The organism is Streptomyces sp. NPDC028928 (assembly GCF_055564915.1).
Genome location: NZ_JBVHVI010000013.1, coordinates 42821 through 61355, shown reverse-complemented (window position 1 = coordinate 61355; position 18535 = coordinate 42821). Strand labels below are relative to the sequence as shown.

Genomic DNA, 18535 nt, shown 5'->3' with positions numbered 1-18535 from the left:
CGCCGTGACCACCGTCCGTCTCCCGCTCTTTCCGCTGAACTCGGTGCTGTTCCCGGGGCTCGTGCTGCCGCTGAACGTCTTCGAGGAGCGTTATCGCGCCATGATGCGCGAGCTGCTGAAGGCCCCCGAGGACGAGCCGCGCCGGTTCGCCGTCGTCGCCATCCGTGACGGCCACGAGGTCGCGCCGAGCGACCCGGGCATGCCGGATCCCACGGCCCAGCCCGAGCGGGGCCCGGCCGCCGGCTTCGGCCCCGACCCGCTCAGGGCCTTCCACGGGGTGGGCTGTGTGGCGGACGCGGCGACCATCCGGGAGCGGCCCGACGGCACGTTCGAGGTGCTGGCGACGGGCACGACCCGGGTCCGGCTGCTGTCCGTGGACGCGTCGGGGCCGTTCCTGACCGCGGAGCTGGAGGAGTTGCCGGAGGAGCCCGGGGACGAGGCCGGCGCGCTGGCCGAGGGCGTGCTGCGCTCCTTCCGCCAGTACCAGAAGCGGCTGGCCGGCGCCCGCGAGCGCTCACTGTCCACCGGCGCCGACCTGCCGGACGACCCGAGCGTGGTGTCGTACCTGGTGGCCGCGGCGATGGTGCACGACACGCCGACCAAGCAGCGGCTGCTCCAGGCCCCGGACACCGCGTCCCGGCTGCGGGACGAACTGAAACTCCTTCGCGCGGAGACGGCCATCATCCGTAACCTGCCGTCGTTGCCCGCGTTCGAGCTGACGCGGACGCCGACGAGTCTGAACTGAGGGAAGCCCGACCCTGATGGCGAAGAAGCCGAAGAAGCAGCAGCAGTCCGGGGGCACGCCCGCGACGGTCGCCCTGACGGCCGCGGGAGTGGACTTCACGGTCCACGCCTACGACCACGACCCCTCCCACCCCTCCTACGGCGAGGAGGCGGCACAGGCCATGGGCGTCTCCCCCGACCGCGTCTTCAAGACACTCGTCGCCGACGTGGACGGCTCCCTGGTGGTCGGCGTCGTCCCGGTGGCCGGCTCCCTGGACCTCAAGGCCCTCGCGGCGGCGGTGGGCGGCAAGCGGGCCACCATGGCCGACCCGGCCCTCGCCGAACGCACCACGGGCTACGTCCGCGGCGGCATCTCCCCCCTCGGCCAGCGCAAGAAGCTCCCGACGGTCCTCGACGACTCGGCACAGTCCCACCCCACGATCTGCGTATCCGCGGGCCGCCGCGGCCTGGAGGTCGAACTGACCCCCACGGACCTGGCCGAACTGACGGAGGCGGTACTGGCCCCGATCGGCCGGGGCTGAGAAGCCGGCCGCTCACGACGCCGGCACCGATCGGCAAGGGGCTCGCCCCTCACGGTGCCGGCGCGGACCGGGCGCGGCACACACCCGTCGGGCGACCGGGTCGGGTGGGTGGGAAACGTTACGGCTGGTGAGGGAAGGGCGGCTCGGGATCCCGGGGGCCGAACAGCGCCGTCAGCCCGAGATGCGCCAGCAGTCCGGCGAGCGGCCAGGCCAGGAGCGCGCCCTTGGCCGACAGCTTCAGCGGGGCCGAGAACGTCACGCCCTTGCCGACGGCCCGTGCGTGTGCGAGCACGTCGGACTCGGGTCCGAGCCACACCCCGAGCCGCCAGGCCAGCAGGGACCCCAGCAGCCCGCCGAGGCCCAGGGCCACGACGAGCGGCACGCCCCCACGCCGCCGCAGCAGGAACACCACGACCGCGCTGACCAGCCCGAAGGCGAGCCCCAGCAGGGCGAACGTACCGTCCACCCCGACCGCCTGCTCCCCCTCGGTGTCCTTGAGGTAGACGACCCAGTTCTTGTCGATCTCGTCACCGACCAGCGGCACGTGCGGCGCCAGCCACCACCACAGCAGTCCCAGCAGCACCCCGCCCAGCGCCACCGCGACCGTGACCACGGCGGCCTCCCGCAGTTCCGTCTTCATTCCGGGGCCGTCCTGTTCGTACGCGCCCGCGCCCGGCGCCCCGGCGGGCGGCGGCGCCTGCCAGACCTGGTGCGCGGAGTTGTCGTGCGGCGGCGGAGGCGGAGTCAGCGGTGCGGTCACCTGAACATCGTGCCAGGTCGCGCTGTGCGCCGCGTCACCGGACGGCGGCCCTGCGGTACGCCCAGGTCGCCGCCGCCAGCGAGACCACTCCGACACCCGCGCACACCCCCAGGTCAACAAGGACGACGGCCCAGTCGGGGTGTGCCCCGAAGGTCCGCGCGTACGCCTCCACGCCGTAGGTCGACGGCAGCAGATCGCGGGCCAGCCGTACGATCTCCGGCATCCGGTCGGCCGGCAGCACCCCCAGCAGCAGCGCCGCCGACATGCCCAGCTGGCCGAGCAGCGTGGCCAGCTCCGGCCGGGGCGCGAGCAGCCCGCAGGCGGCGCCGAGCCCGGCCAGCGCGGCTCCGGCGAGCGGGATGACGGCCACCAGGATCCACAGGTTGGACAACGGCAGCCCGAAGAGCACGCAGCCGAAGACGGCGGTCACCAGGGTGCCCGGCACGGTGAAGGACGCGTACGCCGCCGCCGCGCCCAGCACCACGGCCGCCGGCGGCACCGGCAGCGTGGCGTAGTGGTCGAGTCCGCCGCTGGCCCGCAGCTGCCCGAAGTACTGGGAGAGCAGGTTCAGCGCGACGTACGCGACGACCAGCACGGAGGAGCCGGCCACGACGGACTGGGCCTCATGGCCGCTGTCGACGACACCGCGCATCATCACGGTGATGCCGATGGACTGGAAGGTCGCCACGAACAGCAGCGGGATCCGCGCCACCCGGGCCCGGGACAGCTGCGCCCGGTAGACGGCCGCCAGCGACGGCCACAGCCGCGCGGGCGGCCCCAGCTCGGCCGCGCCGGGCGCCGTCTCCGGCACGGCCCGGGCACCGCCCGGCAGGACCTCGGCGGGTACGACACTCACGACGAGCTGCTCCTCTTTCCTACGGCAGTCGCACAGACCCTTACGCATTCCGCGGCCGGTGCGCTCACGCCTTCACCAGCCCCTGCCGGGCCGCGCCGCCCAGCGCCAGGTAGACGTCCTCCAGGCTGGGCGTGGCGAGTGTGAAGTCGTCCAGGGCGGCGAACGCGGCACCGCCGGTCACCGTGGCGACGACGGCGCGGGCCTCCTCGGGCGCGAGCCGCAGCGTCCAGCGCCGGCCGGAGGCCACGGCCCGCTCGCGCAGCACGGCGACCTCGGGCACGTCCAGCGGCGCCCGCTCCCGCCACACCAGCTCGACCCGCACCTCGCCGGCGACCTGCGCCTTGAGTCCGGCGGGGGTGTCGCAGGCGATGACCCGGCCCTGGTCGAGAACGGCGACCCGGTCCAGGACCGTCTCGGCCTCGATGACGTTGTGGGTGACCAGCAGCACCGTCGTACCGTGCTCGGCCCGCCGCCGGTCCACGGCCGCCCAGACGGCGCGCCGGGCCACCGGGTCCATACCGGTGGTCGGCTCGTCCAGCACGAGCAGCGGACGCTCGCCGACGAGGGCGGCGGCGAAGCAGGCGAGCCGCCGCTGCCCGCCGGACAGCTTCTTCAGCGCCCGCCCGGCGATCGGGGTCAGCCCCAGCTCATCCAGTACGGCGTCCCGCTCGGCCCGCGCCCGCCGTACGTCCAGGCCGCGCAGGCGTCCGGTGGTCTCGGCGGCGAGGGAGACGGTCAGCTCGTCCAGGGCGGTCGACTCCTGGCCGAGGTAGGCGAGGATCCGGGCGGCCCGCTCGGGGTGGCGCACGATGTCGTGGCCGAGGATCTCGACGCTGCCCGTGTCCGGCCGGAGCAGGCCGGTGAGCTGCCGTACGAGGGTGGACTTGCCTGCGCCGTTCGGGCCGAGCAGCCCGAAGACCTCACCGCGCCGCACGTCCAGCTCCACCCCGTCGGTGGCCCGCACCGCGGGGATGCCCGGTGTGCCCCGCCGGCCCTTCACGGCGGGGTAGGTCTTGCCGAGCCCACGCACGCGTACGACCTCGTCGTACCGAAGTGCCTCTCCCGCGCGCGTACTCACAAGGGACGAGCCTACGGGGTCGGGGGCCTTTACTCGCCTTCGGGGGGAGCTCCGCGGAGTCAGTCGGCGGCGGGCGCCTGCTGCTCGGCCGCCGCCGGGACGTCGATCTCCCGCCAGAAACCCGCCCGGATGGCGTAACGGTCGTGCTCGTCGATCTGGTCGTCCTTGTGCGCGAGCAGCCCGAACCGGGCCGCGTACCGCAGCAGCTCCCCGTCGATCCGGTGCGGGATGCGCGGGTACATCTGCGACAGCCGCTGCAGATGGCTCTGGTCGCCGAGCCGGGACATCCAGCGGCGGGCGAAGACCTGCCCCACCTCGTAGGGATCGCCGCCGACGGTGGTGATGTCCTCCTCCCGGTCGGCCCACCGCTGCTCGGCGGTGGTCAGCTGGGCCAGCGTCGGCATGGAGGCGACCTCGGGGGGCTCGGCGACCACGCCCGGCCGGTCGACCCAGCCCTTGTCGGAGGACCAGCGCAGGGTCGCGGTCGCCGGCTGCACGGGCTGGGTGCCGTGGGCGCGCAGCGCCGCCAGGTCCTTGGGGGTGGGGACGCCCTTGGGGGCCGGGACCCGCTCCGGGGCGCCGTTCTGCGCGGCCGCGGCGGCCGGCGGGTGCGCGGGCTGTTCGGCGGCCCGCTCGGCTCCGGCGAGCGCGGACTCGGGCAGCGGCGCGGAGAGGATCGCGGCGATCTCCGGGCGGGGCGCGGGCGGCGGGGCGCAGACGCCGGTCAGCTCCTTGGCGCGGACGGCCTGGGTGATCCAGGCCCGGTCCAGCACGCGCCGCTCGTCGGCCTCGGCGACCAGGTCCTCGGACTGGTTGTAGTCGCCGTCGGCGGCCTGGACGGCCCACAGGTGGACGGCGACGCCGTGCTCCTTGGCGGCCATCATGCCGGGCAGCAGATCGCCGTCGCCGGTGACCAGGACGACGTCGGAGCAGGCGCGGTTGCGGGCCAGCTCGGTCAGCTCGGCGTGCATGGCGGCGTCCACGCCCTTCTGGGCCCAGCGTCCGTCACTGCGGGTGAGGGCGCCCAGCCGGACGGTCACCCGGGGCATCACGCGCAGCCGGCGATGCTCCGGCTGGGGGACGCGATCGGGGGCGCCGTCGAACCAGTAGATGCGCAGCAGGGGACGCTCGGTGTCGGACTCCGCGCGTTCCCGCAGGGCCTGGATCAGCGCGGCGTGGTCGACGGTGATCCGGGACCGCGAGGGCTCGCCGGCGAGGAGGCTGGCGGCGGCGCCCAGCAGATACCCGGCGTCCACCAGGACGATGCAGCGGTCCACGCGACTCACCCTCTTCCCGGGAGGTTTTGCTTCGGACTTCCTTCGAGTCTGCCCGACCGCGCGGGGGTTAACGGCCCGAACTCGATCTTCGGCGTGGCGTTTCCGGTTCTTCTGCGCCCAGCTGCCCTGTCACAGACGGTAATTATCCGACATGCGCCTGATGTCAGCGTATGTGAATCTGGTCCCGGCCCTGGCCCCTAGATCCCCCACAGGAGGCAGATCACCATGGCCAAGAACAAGAACCGCAAGCAGGCCGGCCCGCAGAACCGCGATCGGCAGAACGAGCACGCACAGCGTCCTCCGGCGGAGGAGCACGAGTCGCCGGTGTCGCACATCCAGGGCAGCCCGGCGGATGTTGCTCGCAAGAAGCAGAAGAGCTTCGGCCACAACTAAAGGGCAGTTGAAGCCCAGGCACATGGAAGGGGCGCACTCGTCACGGGTGCGCCCCTTCGCCCTGCTTACCGCTGCCTGTGCCGCTGCGGTTACCGCTGCGTGGCTCAGCCGGCCAGGCAGGACGGACCGAGGAGCACCTTGAGATCACCGAACAGGGCCGGGTCGGGCTTGACCCGGTGCCGGTCCAGGCGGAGCACGGTGGTCTTGCGCGGGCCCTGGAGCTTGATCCGGACCTCGCTGTCGCCCTTGTGGTGGCTGAGGATCTCACCGAGGCGGCTGACCATCGGCGGGGTCACCTTCACGGCCGGGATGGTGAGCACCACGGGGGCGTTGGCACCCGCGTTGGACAGGTCGGGGACCATCAGCTCCATGGCGACGAGCCGGGGCACGTCCTCGCGCTTGTCGAGCCGGCCCTTGACGAACACCACGGCGTCCTCGACCAGTTGGGTCGACACCAGCTGGTAGGTGGCCGGGAAGAACATGCACTCGATGGAGCCCGCCAGGTCCTCCACGGTGGCGATCGCCCAGGCGTTGCCCTGCTTGGTCATCTTGCGCTGGAGGCCGGAGATGATGCCGCCGATGGTGACGACCGCGCCGTCGGCGTGCTCGCCGCCGGTGAGCTGGGCGATGCCCGCGTCCGCCTTGTCGGACAGCACGTGCTCCAGGCCGAAGAGCGGGTGGTCGGAGACGTACAGACCGAGCATCTCCCGCTCCTGGGCGAGCAGATAGGTCTTGTCCCACTCCTCGTCCGTGAACTGCACGTCGAGGCCGAAGCCGGGCTCGTCGCTGGTCTCCTCGCCCATGCCGCCGAAGAGGTCGAACTGGCCCTCGGCCTCCTTGCGCTTGACCGCGACCACGTTGTCGATCATCGGCTCGTACTGCGCCATGAGGCCCTTGCGGGTGTGTCCCATGGAGTCGAAGGCGCCGGCCTTGATCAGCGATTCGGTGGTGCGCTTGTTGCAGACCACCGCCTCGACCTTGTCGAGGTAGTCGGGGAAGGAGGTGTACTTCCCCTTCGCCTTGCGGCACTTGATGATCGACTCGACCACGTTGGTGCCGACGTTGCGGACGGCGGAGAGGCCGAAGAGGATCACCTCGTCGCCCTGGGCGGCGAAGTTCGCCTCCGACTCGTTGACGTTCGGCGGGAGCACGCGGATGCCCATGCGGCGGCACTCGTTGAGGTAGACCGCCGACTTGTCCTTGTCGTCCTTCACCGAGGTGAGCAGGGCGGCCATGTACTCGGCGGGGTGGTTCGCCTTCAGGTACGCCGTCCAGTACGACACCAGGCCGTACGCGGCCGAGTGCGCCTTGTTGAACGCGTAGCCGGCGAACGGGACCAGCACGTCCCAGAGCGCCTGGATGGCTTCGTCGCTGTAGCCGTTCTTGCGGGCGCCGGCCTGGAAGATGACGAAGTTCTTCTCCAGCTCCTCGGGCTTCTTCTTGCCCATCACGCGGCGGAGGATGTCGGCCTCGCCGAGCGAGTAGCCCGCGATGATCTGGGCGGCCTTCTGCACCTGCTCCTGGTAGACGATCAGGCCGTAGGTGACGTCCAGGACCTCCTTGAGCGGCTCCTCCAGCTCGGGGTGGATCGGCGTGATCTCCTGCTGCCCGTTCTTGCGCAGCGCGTAGTTCGTGTGGGAGTTCATGCCCATCGGGCCCGGCCGGTACAGGGCCGAGACGGCGGAGATGTCCTCGAAGTTGTCCGGCTTCATCAGGCGCAGCAGGGAGCGCATGGGGCCGCCGTCGAACTGGAAGACGCCGAGGGTGTCGCCGCGCTGGAGCAGCTCGAAGGTCGTGGGGTCGTCGAGCGGCAGGGAGAGCAGGTCGATGTCGAGGCCCTTGTTGGCCTTCACCATCTTGACCGCGTCGTCCATGATCGTGAGGTTGCGCAGGCCCAGGAAGTCCATCTTCAGCAGGCCGAGCGACTCACAGCTCGGGTAGTCCCACTGGGTGATGGTCACGCCGTCGGTGTGCCTCACCCACACAGGGACGTGCTCGGTGATGGTCTCGCTGGACATGATCACGCCGGCGGCGTGCACACCCATCTGCCGGACCAGGCCCTCCACACCGCGCGCGGTGTCGATGACCTTCTTCACGTCCGGCTCGTTCTCGTACATCGCGCGGACCTCGCCCGCCTCCGAGTACCGGGGGTGGCTGGGGTCGGTGATGCCGGACAGCGGGATGCCCTTGCCGAGGACGTCGGCGGGCATGGCCTTGGTGATCCGGTCGCCCATCGCGTACGGGTAGCCCAGCACGCGCGCGGAGTCCTTGATCGCGTTCTTCGCCTTGATGGTGCCGTAGGTGCCGATCATGGCGACCTTGTCGGCGCCGTACTTCTCGGTCACGTACCGGATCACCTCGACGCGCCGGCGCTCGTCGAAGTCGATGTCGACATCGGGCATCGAGATGCGCTCGGGGTTGAGGAACCGCTCGAAGATCAGGCCGTGCGGGATCGGGTCGAGGTCGGTGATGCCCAGGGCGTAGGCGACGATCGAGCCGGCGGCGGAGCCTCGGCCGGGGCCGACCGCGATGCCCTGCTTCTTGGCCCACATGATGAAGTCGGCGACCACGAGGAAGTAGCCCGGGAAGCCCATCGAGATGATCGTGTCCATCTCGTACTCGGCCTGCTTCTGGCGGTCCTCGGGGATGCCGCCCGGGTAGCGGCGCTCCATGCCGCGGCGGACCTCCTCCTTGAACCAGGTGACCTCGGTGTAGCCCTCGGGGATGTCGAACTTGGGCATGAGGTCGCGCTTCTCGAACATGCCGGTGGTGTCCACCATCTCGGCGACGAGGAGCGTGTTGGCGCAGCCCTCCTGCCAGGCGTCCGAGGAGTCGATGGCGTACATCTCGTCCGTGGACTTCAGGTAGTAGCCGGTGCCGTCGAACTTGAAGCGGTCCGGGTCGGAGAGGTTCTTGCCGGTCTGGATGCACAGCAGGGCGTCGTGGGCGCCCGCCTCGTGCGCGTACGTGTAGTGCGAGTCGTTGGTGACCAGCGGGGGGATGCCGAGCTTCTTGCCGATCTCCAGCAGGCCGTCGCGGACCCGGCGCTCGATCTCGATGCCGTGGTCCATCAGCTCCAGGAAGTACTTGTCCTTGCCGAAGATGTCCTGGTACTCGGCGGCGGCCTTCAGGGCCTCGTCGAAGTGGCCGAGGCGCAGCCGGGTCTGCACCTCGCCGGAGGGGCAGCCGGTGGAGGCGACGATGCCCTCGGACCACTGGGCGATGGTCTCCTTGTCCATCCGGGGCCACTTCTGCAGCCAGCCCTCGGCGTAGGCGTCGGAGGAGAGCCGGAAGAGGTTGTGCAGGCCGGTCTTGTTCACGGCCCACATCGTCTTGTGGGTGTAACCACCGGAACCGGAGACGTCGTCCCGCTTCTGGTGCGGCTGGCCCCAGAGGATCTTGCGCTTGTTCCGCCGGGACTCGGGGGCGACATATGCCTCGATCCCGATGATCGGGGTGATTCCGGCCTTCTTCGCGGAGTGGAAGAAGTCGTACGCCCCGTGGAGGTTGCCGTGGTCGGACATGGCGATGTGCGTCATGCCCATCTCGTTGCACGCGTTGAACATGTCCTTCAGCCGCGCGGCACCGTCCAGCAGCGAGTACTGGGTGTGGACGTGCAGGTGCGTGAAGGGCGGCTTCGACACGGTTTGGCCTCCAACGGAAACACTCGGCGACAGGTGGGCGGACACTCTGGGGGACAGCGTCGAAGTCTATGCCCCGGCACTGACATCCGAGACAGAACACTGTGGCGCGAAGCGCCTCGACGAGGGGTGGCGGTCGGGCGACGGGTGGGCACCTACGCGTACCTTCGTGCGTTGGACACGGCAGAAACGCTGTCGTACAGGCAATGCACCAGGAGGCACCCCGCGATGTCGGTCCCCCAGCTCGACGAGGAGCAGCGCGGCGAGGAGATCCTCGCCGTCTTCGACACCGCCTTCGGCCGGCTCCTGGCCGCCGACCCGGCAGCGTTCCGGGTGAAATTCCGGAAGATGGCGGCCTCGGCCTTCGCGTTCTACCGGGGCACGGCGGCCCTCTTCTACCACGACCTCGACGCCGAGAAGCGCGGCGGTCCGTACCTGGACGACCGCACCTCGCGCGTGTGGATCCACGGCGATCTGCACGCGGAGAACTTCGGCACGTACATGGACTCCAACGGCCGCCTGGTCTTCAACGTCAACGACTTCGACGAGGCCTACGTCGGCCCGTTCACCTGGGACCTCAAGCGCTTCGCGGCCTCCGTCGCGCTGATCGGGTACGCGAAGGCGCTCAGTGACGCGCAGATCACCGAGCTGGTGACGGTCTACGCCGCCGCCTACCGCGAGCGCGTCCACGCCCTGGCCACGGGCGCCAAGCGGGACGAGGTGCCGCCGTTCACGCTGGACACCGCGCAGGGTCCGCTGCTGGACGCGCTGCGTGACGCCCGCTCCCTGACCCGGTTCGGGCTGCTGGAGTCGATGACCGAGATCCGCGACTTCGAGCGCCGCTTCGCGCCGGGCGGCGGCTCCATCGAGCTGGACGCGGCGACCCGCTACAAGGTCCTGGCGGCCTTCGACGGCTACCTGGAGACCCTGCCGGACTCCTCCCTGGCCCGCCCGGACTCCTACCGGGTCAAGGACGTCGTGGGCCGCCGGGGCATCGGCATCGGTTCGGCGGGCCTGCCGTCGTACAACATCCTCCTGGAGGGCCACAGCGACGCCCTGGAGAACGATGTCGTGATCTACATCAAGCAGGCCCAGACGCCGGCCGTCTCCCGGCACATCACGGATCCGGCCATCGCGGAGTACTTCCGGCACGAGGGCCACCGCACGGTGATCTCCCAGCGCGCCCTGCAGGCGCACTCCGACCCGTGGCTCGGCTGGACCGAGCTGGACGGCGCCGGCCAGCTGGTCGCCGAGGTCTCGCCGTACGCCGTGGACCTGGACTGGGACGACATCGACGACCCGGAGGAGATCGCGGCCGTCGTCGCCGACCTGGGCCGGGCCACCGCCACGATGCACGCGGCGGCGGACGACACCTCCGGCGAGTCCCTGGTGCCGTTCTCCACCGAGCGGGCCATCGACGCGGCGATCGCGGCCGACGAGGAGGGCTTCGCGCCCCTGCTGGTGGACTTCGCGCACGCCTACGGCGCACGCGCGCGTGCCGACCACCAGATCTTCGTCGACCTGTTCCGCAACGGCCGGATTCCGGGGCTGTAGTCCCCGCGGATTCACAGGCACCCTTTAGGGGTCCCTTACTCGCGTACGTGACACACTCTCCTCTCGCTATGGACATATCCGGGATCCAGCTCAGAGCCGTGCGCGCGGTGCTGTTCACGGCCTTCGTCGTGACGCTCAGCACCGCGTCCCACGTGCTGCTGTCCCGTGCTCCGCTGCCGCTGGCGACCGTCGGCGCGGTCGCCGCCGGGGTGTTCGTCACCGCGTACGCGCTGGCGGGCCGCGAGCGCGGCTTCGGCCGGATCGCGGCCCTGCTGATCCCGCTGGAACTGGCCGCCGACACGGTGTTCACCACCGGCCAGCACGCCTGCTACGGCCGGGCGGGCGGTCCGGTCGCGGGCCCGCTGCGGGCGGTCGGCCTGGACGTGCTGTGCGAGGGCCGCGTGGGCACCCCGCTGGCCCAGATGACGGGCGGCACCGACCGGACCGGAGCGCTGCTCGCGCACGCCAGCCCGGCCGCCGCCTGGCTGCTGCTGGCCGCGCACATCGGCGTGGGCCTGCTCGCCGCCGCCTGGCTGCGCCGGGGCGAGCGGGCGCTGACCCAGCTGCTGTGCGCGGTCGCCGCCACCACCTTCCGGCCCCTGCTGCTGGCGGTGGCCGCGGTCGCCGTACGGCCGCTCCCGGCCCGCCGGCTGCCCCGCCCGGCCCCGCGCCGGGCCGCAGCCCGCGACCGGCTCCTCGTGCACTCCCTGGGACGGCGTGGACCGCCGTGCTCACCGGCATTCGCCTGAGCACGGTCAGTCCCCTACACGTATCCCGCGTACGACATGTGCGCGTCCCACATGGAGATCACCAACATGAGCAAGCGGAACAGCCAGATGGCGAAGACGGCGGCCCGGGAGCGGCTGCGCCAGGAGCGCGAGCGGCAGGCCAAGCGCGACAAGATCAGGCGGCAGCTGATCGTGGCCGCCTCGGTCGTCGGCGTCCTGGCCGTGGCCGGCGGCATCGGCTACGCCGTCGTCCAGGCCAACAAGCCCGCCCACTGGGAGGCCGCGAAGGACGACAGGCTCGTCAAGCCGGCCAACACCACGGGCAAGAACGGCACGACGATCGTCATCGGCAAGAGCAGCGCCGAGAAGACCCTGGTGATGTACGAGGACCCGCGCTGCCCGGTCTGCGCGGACTTCGAGCAGGCGGTCGGCCCGACCCTCAAGAAGGACCTCGACGCCGGCAAGTTCAAGATCCAGTACGTCGGTGCCACCTTCCTCGACAAGAACCTGACCGGCGAGGGCTCCAAGAACGCGCTCAGCGCGCTGGGCGCCGCGCTCAACGTCAGCCCGGAGGCGTTCCTCGAGTACAAGTCCGCGATGTACGCGAAGAAGTGGCACCCCGCGGAGACCACCGACGAGTTCAAGGACGACGCCTACCTCATCAAGATCGCCGACACGGTCCCCGCCCTGAAGGGCAACGCGGCCTTCCAGAAGGCCGTGAAGCAGGGCACCTATGACCGTTGGGCGCTGGAGGAGTCCAAGATCTTCGACAAGGACGGCGTCTCCGCCACCCCGACCCTGAAGATGGACGGCAAGAAGCTGACGGGCGCCGACGGCGAGAACCCGCCCATGACGGTCGCCGAGTTCAACACCGCGATCGAGGCGGCCCTCAAGGGCTGAGCCGACGTTCAGTCAAAGGGCGGGCGAACTTTTGCGAGTTTGCCCGCCCTTGCGCATACCGATCAGTAACCTGATCGTCCGTGACCAGTCGATACAGATCATCCGAGGCCTCCCAGGGCCTCGGCTCGCTTTCGCCCCGCCGCCGTACGGTCGTCAAGGCCGCGGCGGCGACCGCTGTCCTGGCCGGCCCGCTGGCCGCCGCCCTGCCGGCCCACGCCACCACGGACGCCCCCGCCTTCCTGCACGGCGTCGCCTCCGGCGACCCGCTGCCCGACGGCATCCTGCTGTGGACCCGCGTGACCCCGGCCCCGGAGGCCATACCGGGCTCCGGACTCGGCCCGGACACCGAGGTCAGCTGGGTCGTCGCCAAGGACAAGGCGTTCACCAGCATCGTCGCCAAGGGCTCCGTCACCGCGACGGCCGCCTCCGACCACACCGTGAAGGCCGACATCCGCGGCCTGGAACCGGCCACGGACTACTGGTTCCGCTTCTCGGCCGGCGGCACCGACTCCCCGGTGGCGCGCACCCGCACCGCGCCGGCGGCGGACGCGGACGTCTCCTCCCTGCGTTTCGGCGTGGTCTCCTGCGCCAACTGGGAGGCGGGCCACTTCTCCGCCTACCGCCACCTCGCCGCCCGCAACGACCTCGACGCCTGGCTCCATCTCGGCGACTACATCTACGAGTACAAGTCCGGCGAGTACGCCAACCGCGGCAAGGTCGTCCGCCCGCACGCACCGGCCAACGAGATCCTCACCCTCGCCGACTACCGGATCCGGCACGCCAAGTACAAGACCGACCCCGACCTCCAGGCCCTGCACCTGAAGGCGCCGGTCGTCGCGATCTGGGACGACCACGAGTTCGCCGACAACGCCTGGCCGGGCGGCGCGGTCAACCACACCGAGGGCGCCGAGGGCACCTGGTCGGCCCGTCAGGCCGCCGCCAAGCAGGCCTACTTCGAGTGGATGCCGGTCCGCCCGGCCATCGCCGGCACCACCTACCGGCGGCTGCGCTTCGGCAAGCTCGCCGACCTGTCCCTGCTGGACCTGCGCTCCTTCCGCTCCCAGCAGGCGTCCACGGCCAGCGGTTCCGTGGACGACCCGGACCGCACCCTGACCGGGCGCGCCCAGCTCGACTGGCTCAAGGCCGGGCTGAAGGCCTCCGACACCAGGTGGCGGCTGGTCGGCAACTCGGTGATGATCTCGCCGTTCTCCTTCGGCTCGCTCTCCGCCGACCTGTTCAAGCCGCTCGCCAAGCTGCTGGGGCTGCCGCAGGAGGGCATCGCCGCCAACACCGACCAGTGGGACGGCTACACCGACGACCGCCGCGAACTGCTGGCCCATCTGCGCTCCAACGCCATCGGCAACACCGTCTTCCTGACCGGTGACATCCACATGGCATGGGCCAACGACGTGCCGGTGGACGCGGGCACCTACCCGCTGTCGGCGTCGGCGGCCACCGAGTTCGTGGTGACCTCGGTGACCTCCGACAACCTGGACGACATCGTGAAGGTGCCCGAGGGCACGGTCTCCGCGGTCGCCGCGCCGGTCATCAAGGCCGCCAACCGGCACGTCCACTGGGTGGACACCGACCGGCACGGCTACGGCGTGCTGGACATCACCGCGCAGCGCGCGCAGATGGACTACTACGTGCTGTCCGACCGCACCGACCCGAACGCCACCGCGAGCTGGGCGCGCTCCTACCGCACCCGCAGCGGCACGCAGAAGGTCGAGCGGACCTACGACCCGGTGTAAACCGCCCGGATGTAACCGCCCCGGTGCAACCGCTCAGCCGAGCGTTTCGAGGAAGCCGAGCGCCACCCGCCAGGTGGCCTCGGCGGCCTCGGCGTCGTAGTCCGGCAGTTCCGGGTCGGTGTAGAGGTGCCCGGCCCCGGCGTACCGGTAGATCTCCACATCGGCGCCCGCCCGGCCCATCTGCAGATACCAGGCGCTCAGCCAGTCGTCCGTCTCGAACGGGTCCGGCTCGGCCACGTGCAGCTGCACCGGCAGCTCGTCCACCTGCGCGTTCGGCGCGATGTCCGACGTGCCGTGCAGGAGCAGCAGCCCGCGCGCCTTGTCGTCGCCGAGGGCGAGGGTCTGGGCGATGGAGGCACCGAGCGAGAAGCCGGCGTACACCAGCCCCCGGTCCGAGTACGGCGCCGCCGCCAGCACGGCCCGCTTCAGCAGCTCCTCCTTGCCGATCCCCTCCTTGAACTTCATGCCCTCCTCGACGGTGTCGAACGTGCGCCCCTCGAAGAGGTCCGGCGTCCACACCTCGTGGCCCGCCGCGCGCAGCCGGTCCGCGGCCTCGCGCACCGCGGGCCGCAGCCCGTAGGTCGAGTGAAAGAGCATGATGTTCATGAGGCCATGGTGCCAGTCAGGTACGACAGTGGCGGCGTGCCGTACCCAGGAACGCGCCGAACTCACATGTTCATGCCCTCCACGCGCCGGTTAGGAGCGGAGGCATGGAGAACGTACTCCGCCCCCTGATCGTGCTCGGCGGCACGGTGCTGCTGACCCTGGCCATCGGCTGGGGCACCGACCTGCTGCTGCGCAAGGCCGACGAACGCGACCACGACACCCCCCTGTGGGGGCTGCTGCGCCGTGCCCGCATCCCCTACCAGCTCGTACTGTGCTGCGCCATGCTGCGCGGGTCGTACGACCAGACGAAGCTGCTGGAGCGGCACCAGGTCGGCATCGGCCGGGCACTGACGCTGGTGCTGATCGGGTCGGCCGCCTGGCTGGTGATCCGGATCGCCGCGGCGATCGTCGAGACCTCCTACACCCGCTATGCCCGCGCCCACCGCGACGCGGCTCGGGTCCGCCGGGTGCGCACCCAAGTGGAACTGATCATGCGGGTGGTGTCCGCGATCGTGATCGTCGTGGCCGTCTCGTCGATGCTGCTGACGTTCCCGGCGATGCGCGCGGCGGGCGCCTCCCTGCTGGCCTCCGCGGGCATCATCGCCGCCATCGCCGGTGTCGCCGCCCAGTCGACCCTCTCGAACATGTTCGCCGGGCTGCAGATCGCCTTCGGCGACATGGTGCGCATAGGCGACACCGTCGTGGTCGACGGCGAGTGGGGCACCGTCGAGGAGATCACCCTGACCTTCCTGACGGTACGGACCTGGGACGAGCGCCGGATCACCATGCCGGTGTCGTACTTCACCTCCAAACCCTTCGAGAACTGGTCCCGCGGCACCCCGCAGATGACCGGGATCGTCTACTGGCACCTCGACCACAGCGCGCCCGTCGAGGCAATGCGTGAGAAGCTCCGGGACATCCTGCGCGGGTGCCCCGCGTGGGACGGCCGCGCCTGCAACCTCCAGGTGACGGACACCACACCGAACACCGTCCAGGTGCGCGCGCTGGTGACGGCGAAGGACGCCGACGACATCTGGACGGTGCGGGTCACGGTCCGCGAGCAGATGATCAGCTGGCTGTCGGCGGAGCACCCCTACGCGCTGCCTCGTGTCAACACCGCGGAGTCGGTGCTCCCGCCGTCCCGCGTCCCGTCTCCCGACGGCACCTCCCTGCGCCGGGCCTACGACTTCCCGCGCACCGGCAGGGGCTGACCTCCGCGGCTGACCGGCCGGTGCTCAGTGGCCGCGTTCGGCGCCGCCGTTCACCTGGATCACCTGCGAGGTGATGTGGCCGGCGGCGGGCGAGGCCAGCCAGTGCAGGGTCTCGGCCACGTCCCCGGGTATGCCGGCACGACCGGTCGAGGTGTCGGCGATGAGCCTGTTCCGCCGGGCCTCGTCCATGGTGTCCCCGAAGAACTCGGTGTCCTCCACGTACCCGGGGGCGACCACGTTCACGGTGATGCCGCGCGGGCCCAGCTCACGGGCCAGGTCGTGGGCGTAGGGGTGCAGCCCCGCCTTGGCCGCCGCGTAGGCTCCCGTGCCCGAACCGCGGTAGGCGGCGATGGAACTCAGGAACAGCACCCGCCCGCCGGGCTCGGCGAGCCGGTGCTTCAGCGCCTCGGTGAGGAGGGCGGCGGTCAGGGTGTTCAGGCGGAAGTTGAGGGTCCAGTCGTGGGCGACCCGGTCGAGGGGGTCGTCGCTGCCGGCCGCGGGCTCCAGGTATCCGGCGCCCCCGGCACTGTTCACCAGCACGTCGACGGTGCCCAGCTCCTCGGCGACGAAGCGGGCGACACCGCGCACCTGGCCGGGCTCGGAGAGGTCCGCGGCGTAGGTGAGGGCCCCGGCCACCCCGGCCTTCTCCAGCACCTCGGCGCGCCGCCCGAGCAACAGCACACGGTCCCCGTCCGCCGCGAAGGCATGCGCCGCGGCCAGCCCGATGCCCGTACCGCCGCCGCTGATCACGATGTTGCGAGTCATGATCCGAGCGTACGAGCCAGGCGTCGGCGGCGTCGGGAGTTGTCCACAGGGTCGGCACATTTGTATGACTGATGGGGCACATCTGGCCGTGCCGCTCAGCGCAGGCTGCGGACGTCGAGGTGCCGCAGCACCCGGTCCACGATCTCCGGATCCGCGCCGGGCTCGCTGCGCGCCGCCAGCACCTCGTGGCGCGCGGCGCTCAGCATCTCGTTCTGGATGCGCCGCACCCGCTTGAGGCGCTTGACCCGCTGGTGCTGTGCCTCCCGCCGCTCCTCCTCCCCCATGTCCGGGCTGATCCGGATGCCGATGTCGAAGGCCCGCCGCAGCATCTGCTCGGACAGGTCCTCGGGCAGCTCCTCCACCTGCTCGATCTCCCGCAGCCTGCGCTTCGCCGCCTTCGCGGCCCGCACCGCCAGCTCCTTCTCGAACTCCTTCTCCCGCTCCGAGTCGGCGCGCACCCCGAGCCGCTTCACCAGCCACGGCAGCGTCAGCCCCTGCACCACCAGCGTGGCGATGATCACCCCGAAGGCGATGAAGACGATCTCGTCCCGGTCCGGGAACGGAGATCCGTCCTCCGTCGTGAGCGGCACGGCCAGCGCCAGCGCCACCGAGGCCACCCCGCGCATCCCGGACCACCACATCACGACGGTCTCCCGCCAGCTCACCGGGATCTCCTCGTCGTAGTCCCGGCGGGCGTGCAGCCGCTTGGTCAGCCAGGTCGCCGGCAGCAGCCACAGCAGCCGTACGACGACCACCACGCCCACGACGGCGGCGGCCCAGCCGAGCATCTCGCCCCACCGCCCCTGGGCCGTGCGGATGGCGTTGTGCAGTTCGAGCCCGATGAGTCCGAAGGCGACGCCCGTAACAAGGGTGTCGATGATGTCCCAGAAGGTGTGCCCGGCGAGCCGGGTCATCACGTCGTCGGCGTCGCTGGCGTACTCGGCGAGGAAGAGGGCCGTGGTGAGCACGGCGAGCACCCCGGAGCCGTGCAGCTTCTCCGCGAGCATGTAGGAGGCGTACGGCACCAGCAGGGTCATGCCGATCTGCAGGGTGGGATCACCCAGCAGGTCCATCAGCTTGTTCGCGCCCCAGCCCAGCACCAGGCCGACGGCCACCGCGACCACGGCGGACAGCACCAGGTCGAGCCCGGCCTGCCAGGGGGAGAACGCACCGCTCACGGCGGCCGCGATCGCCACGTGGTACAGCACGATGGCGGTCACGTCGTTGAAGAGTCCCTCGCCCTCCAGGATCGACACCAGACGGCGCGGCAGCCCCAGCTGGCCCGCGACGCTGGTCGCGGCGACCGGGTCGGGCGGCGCCACCAGGGCTCCCAGCGCGACGGCGGCGGCGATCGGCAGCCCGGGCACGATCGCGCCCGCGACGAACGCCACGCACACCGTCGTCACGAAGACCAGGGCCACGGCCAGCAGGAAGATCGGACGGACGTTGGCCGCGAACTGCCGCCAGGACGTCCGGCGTACGGCGGCGTAGAGCAGCGGCGGCAGCAGCCCGGGCAGGATCAGCTCGGGCGGGATGTCCACGTTGGGCACGAACTCGGCTACCGCCAGGGCCCCGCCGAACAGGGTCATCAGCACCGGCGCCGGCACCCCGAGCCGGTCCCCCACCGGGACGCTCACCAGGGCCCCGAGCAGCAGTACGAACAACAGAGCCAGCTGATCCACGGACGGCGCTCCGGGGGTCGACGATCACACGGCAGACCTCAAGCCTGCCATGACGCCCGCACCCCGGC

General features: G+C 71.1%; 16 protein-coding genes. 8 read left to right on the top strand and 8 right to left on the bottom strand.

Features of this window, described 5'->3' with window-relative positions; genetic code table 11:
* Positions 1–4 precede the first annotated feature (4 nt).
* Positions 5–745 (top strand): LON peptidase substrate-binding domain-containing protein, encoded by a 741-nt coding sequence (locus ACZ4U1_RS28950; protein ID WP_467907096.1) that lies wholly within the window; start codon positions 5–7, stop codon positions 743–745.
* A 16-nt stretch (positions 746–761) separates the two neighbouring features.
* A complete protein-coding gene (gene ybaK, locus ACZ4U1_RS28945) occupies positions 762–1265 on the top strand; it encodes a Cys-tRNA(Pro) deacylase (protein ID WP_467907095.1) in 504 nt (167 codons plus the stop codon).
* Positions 1266–1383: 118 nt separating this feature from the next.
* Here ybaK and ACZ4U1_RS28940 read toward each other — a convergent pair whose 3' ends face one another.
* The 4 genes from ACZ4U1_RS28940 to ACZ4U1_RS28925 all read right to left on the bottom strand — a co-directional run bounded on the left by ACZ4U1_RS28940 (position 1384) and on the right by ACZ4U1_RS28925 (position 5236).
* Positions 1384–2025 carry an AAA family ATPase gene (locus ACZ4U1_RS28940; RefSeq protein WP_467907094.1) on the bottom strand — a complete coding sequence of 214 codons (642 nt, stop codon included), beginning with the start codon at positions 2023–2025 and terminating at the stop codon, positions 1384–1386.
* 34 nt (positions 2026–2059) lie between these two features.
* Positions 2060–2881 carry an ABC transporter permease gene (locus tag ACZ4U1_RS28935; RefSeq protein WP_467907093.1) on the bottom strand — a complete coding sequence of 274 codons (822 nt, stop codon included), beginning with the start codon at positions 2879–2881 and terminating at the stop codon, positions 2060–2062.
* A gap of 64 nt (positions 2882–2945) precedes the next feature.
* Positions 2946–3959 (bottom strand): ABC transporter ATP-binding protein, encoded by a 1014-nt coding sequence (locus tag ACZ4U1_RS28930; protein WP_467907092.1) that lies wholly within the window; start codon positions 3957–3959, stop codon positions 2946–2948.
* Between the two features lie 59 nt (positions 3960–4018).
* The gene (locus ACZ4U1_RS28925) at positions 4019–5236 is read right to left on the bottom strand and encodes an NYN domain-containing protein (RefSeq protein ID WP_467907091.1); all 1218 of its coding nucleotides are present in this window, start codon (positions 5234–5236) and stop codon (positions 4019–4021) included.
* Positions 5237–5461: 225 nt separating this feature from the next.
* Here ACZ4U1_RS28925 and ACZ4U1_RS28920 point away from each other — a divergent pair, with 225 nt between their 5' ends.
* On the top strand, positions 5462–5629 hold the full coding sequence (locus ACZ4U1_RS28920) for a hypothetical protein (protein WP_467907090.1): 168 nt from the start codon (positions 5462–5464) through the stop codon (positions 5627–5629).
* A gap of 104 nt (positions 5630–5733) precedes the next feature.
* On the opposite strand, the gene dnaE is transcribed toward ACZ4U1_RS28920, so the two are convergent.
* A complete protein-coding gene (dnaE, locus tag ACZ4U1_RS28915; RefSeq protein ID WP_467907089.1) occupies positions 5734–9273 on the bottom strand; it encodes a DNA polymerase III subunit alpha in 3540 nt (1179 codons plus the stop codon).
* A gap of 225 nt (positions 9274–9498) precedes the next feature.
* Here dnaE and ACZ4U1_RS28910 point away from each other — a divergent pair, with 225 nt between their 5' ends.
* The 4 genes from ACZ4U1_RS28910 (at position 9499) to ACZ4U1_RS28895 (ending at position 14203) form a co-directional block, all read left to right on the top strand.
* The gene (locus ACZ4U1_RS28910) at positions 9499–10824 is read left to right on the top strand and encodes a DUF2252 domain-containing protein (protein WP_467907088.1); all 1326 of its coding nucleotides are present in this window, start codon (positions 9499–9501) and stop codon (positions 10822–10824) included.
* Positions 10825–10892: 68 nt separating this feature from the next.
* Positions 10893–11573 (top strand): hypothetical protein, encoded by a 681-nt coding sequence (locus ACZ4U1_RS28905; RefSeq protein WP_467907087.1) that lies wholly within the window; start codon positions 10893–10895, stop codon positions 11571–11573.
* 66 nt (positions 11574–11639) lie between these two features.
* Positions 11640–12452, top strand: coding sequence for a thioredoxin domain-containing protein (locus ACZ4U1_RS28900; RefSeq protein ID WP_467907086.1), 813 nt, complete (start codon positions 11640–11642; stop codon positions 12450–12452).
* 80 nt (positions 12453–12532) lie between these two features.
* Positions 12533–14203 carry an alkaline phosphatase D family protein gene (locus tag ACZ4U1_RS28895; RefSeq protein WP_467907085.1) on the top strand — a complete coding sequence of 557 codons (1671 nt, stop codon included), beginning with the start codon at positions 12533–12535 and terminating at the stop codon, positions 14201–14203.
* 33 nt (positions 14204–14236) lie between these two features.
* Here the strand turns inward: ACZ4U1_RS28895 and ACZ4U1_RS28890 are convergent, their stop codons facing one another.
* On the bottom strand, positions 14237–14875 hold the full coding sequence (locus tag ACZ4U1_RS28890) for a dienelactone hydrolase family protein (RefSeq protein WP_467907084.1): 639 nt from the start codon (positions 14873–14875) through the stop codon (positions 14237–14239).
* 38 nt (positions 14876–14913) lie between these two features.
* Between ACZ4U1_RS28890 and ACZ4U1_RS28885 the strand changes: the two genes are divergently transcribed.
* On the top strand, positions 14914–16020 hold the full coding sequence (locus ACZ4U1_RS28885) for a mechanosensitive ion channel family protein (protein WP_467907083.1): 1107 nt from the start codon (positions 14914–14916) through the stop codon (positions 16018–16020).
* A gap of 24 nt (positions 16021–16044) precedes the next feature.
* On the opposite strand, the gene ACZ4U1_RS28880 is transcribed toward ACZ4U1_RS28885, so the two are convergent.
* On the bottom strand, positions 16045–16785 hold the full coding sequence (locus ACZ4U1_RS28880; protein ID WP_467907082.1) for an SDR family NAD(P)-dependent oxidoreductase: 741 nt from the start codon (positions 16783–16785) through the stop codon (positions 16045–16047).
* Positions 16786–16880: 95 nt separating this feature from the next.
* Positions 16881–18467 (bottom strand): Na+/H+ antiporter, encoded by a 1587-nt coding sequence (locus ACZ4U1_RS28875; protein WP_467907081.1) that lies wholly within the window; start codon positions 18465–18467, stop codon positions 16881–16883.
* Positions 18468–18535: the final 68 nt, after the last annotated feature.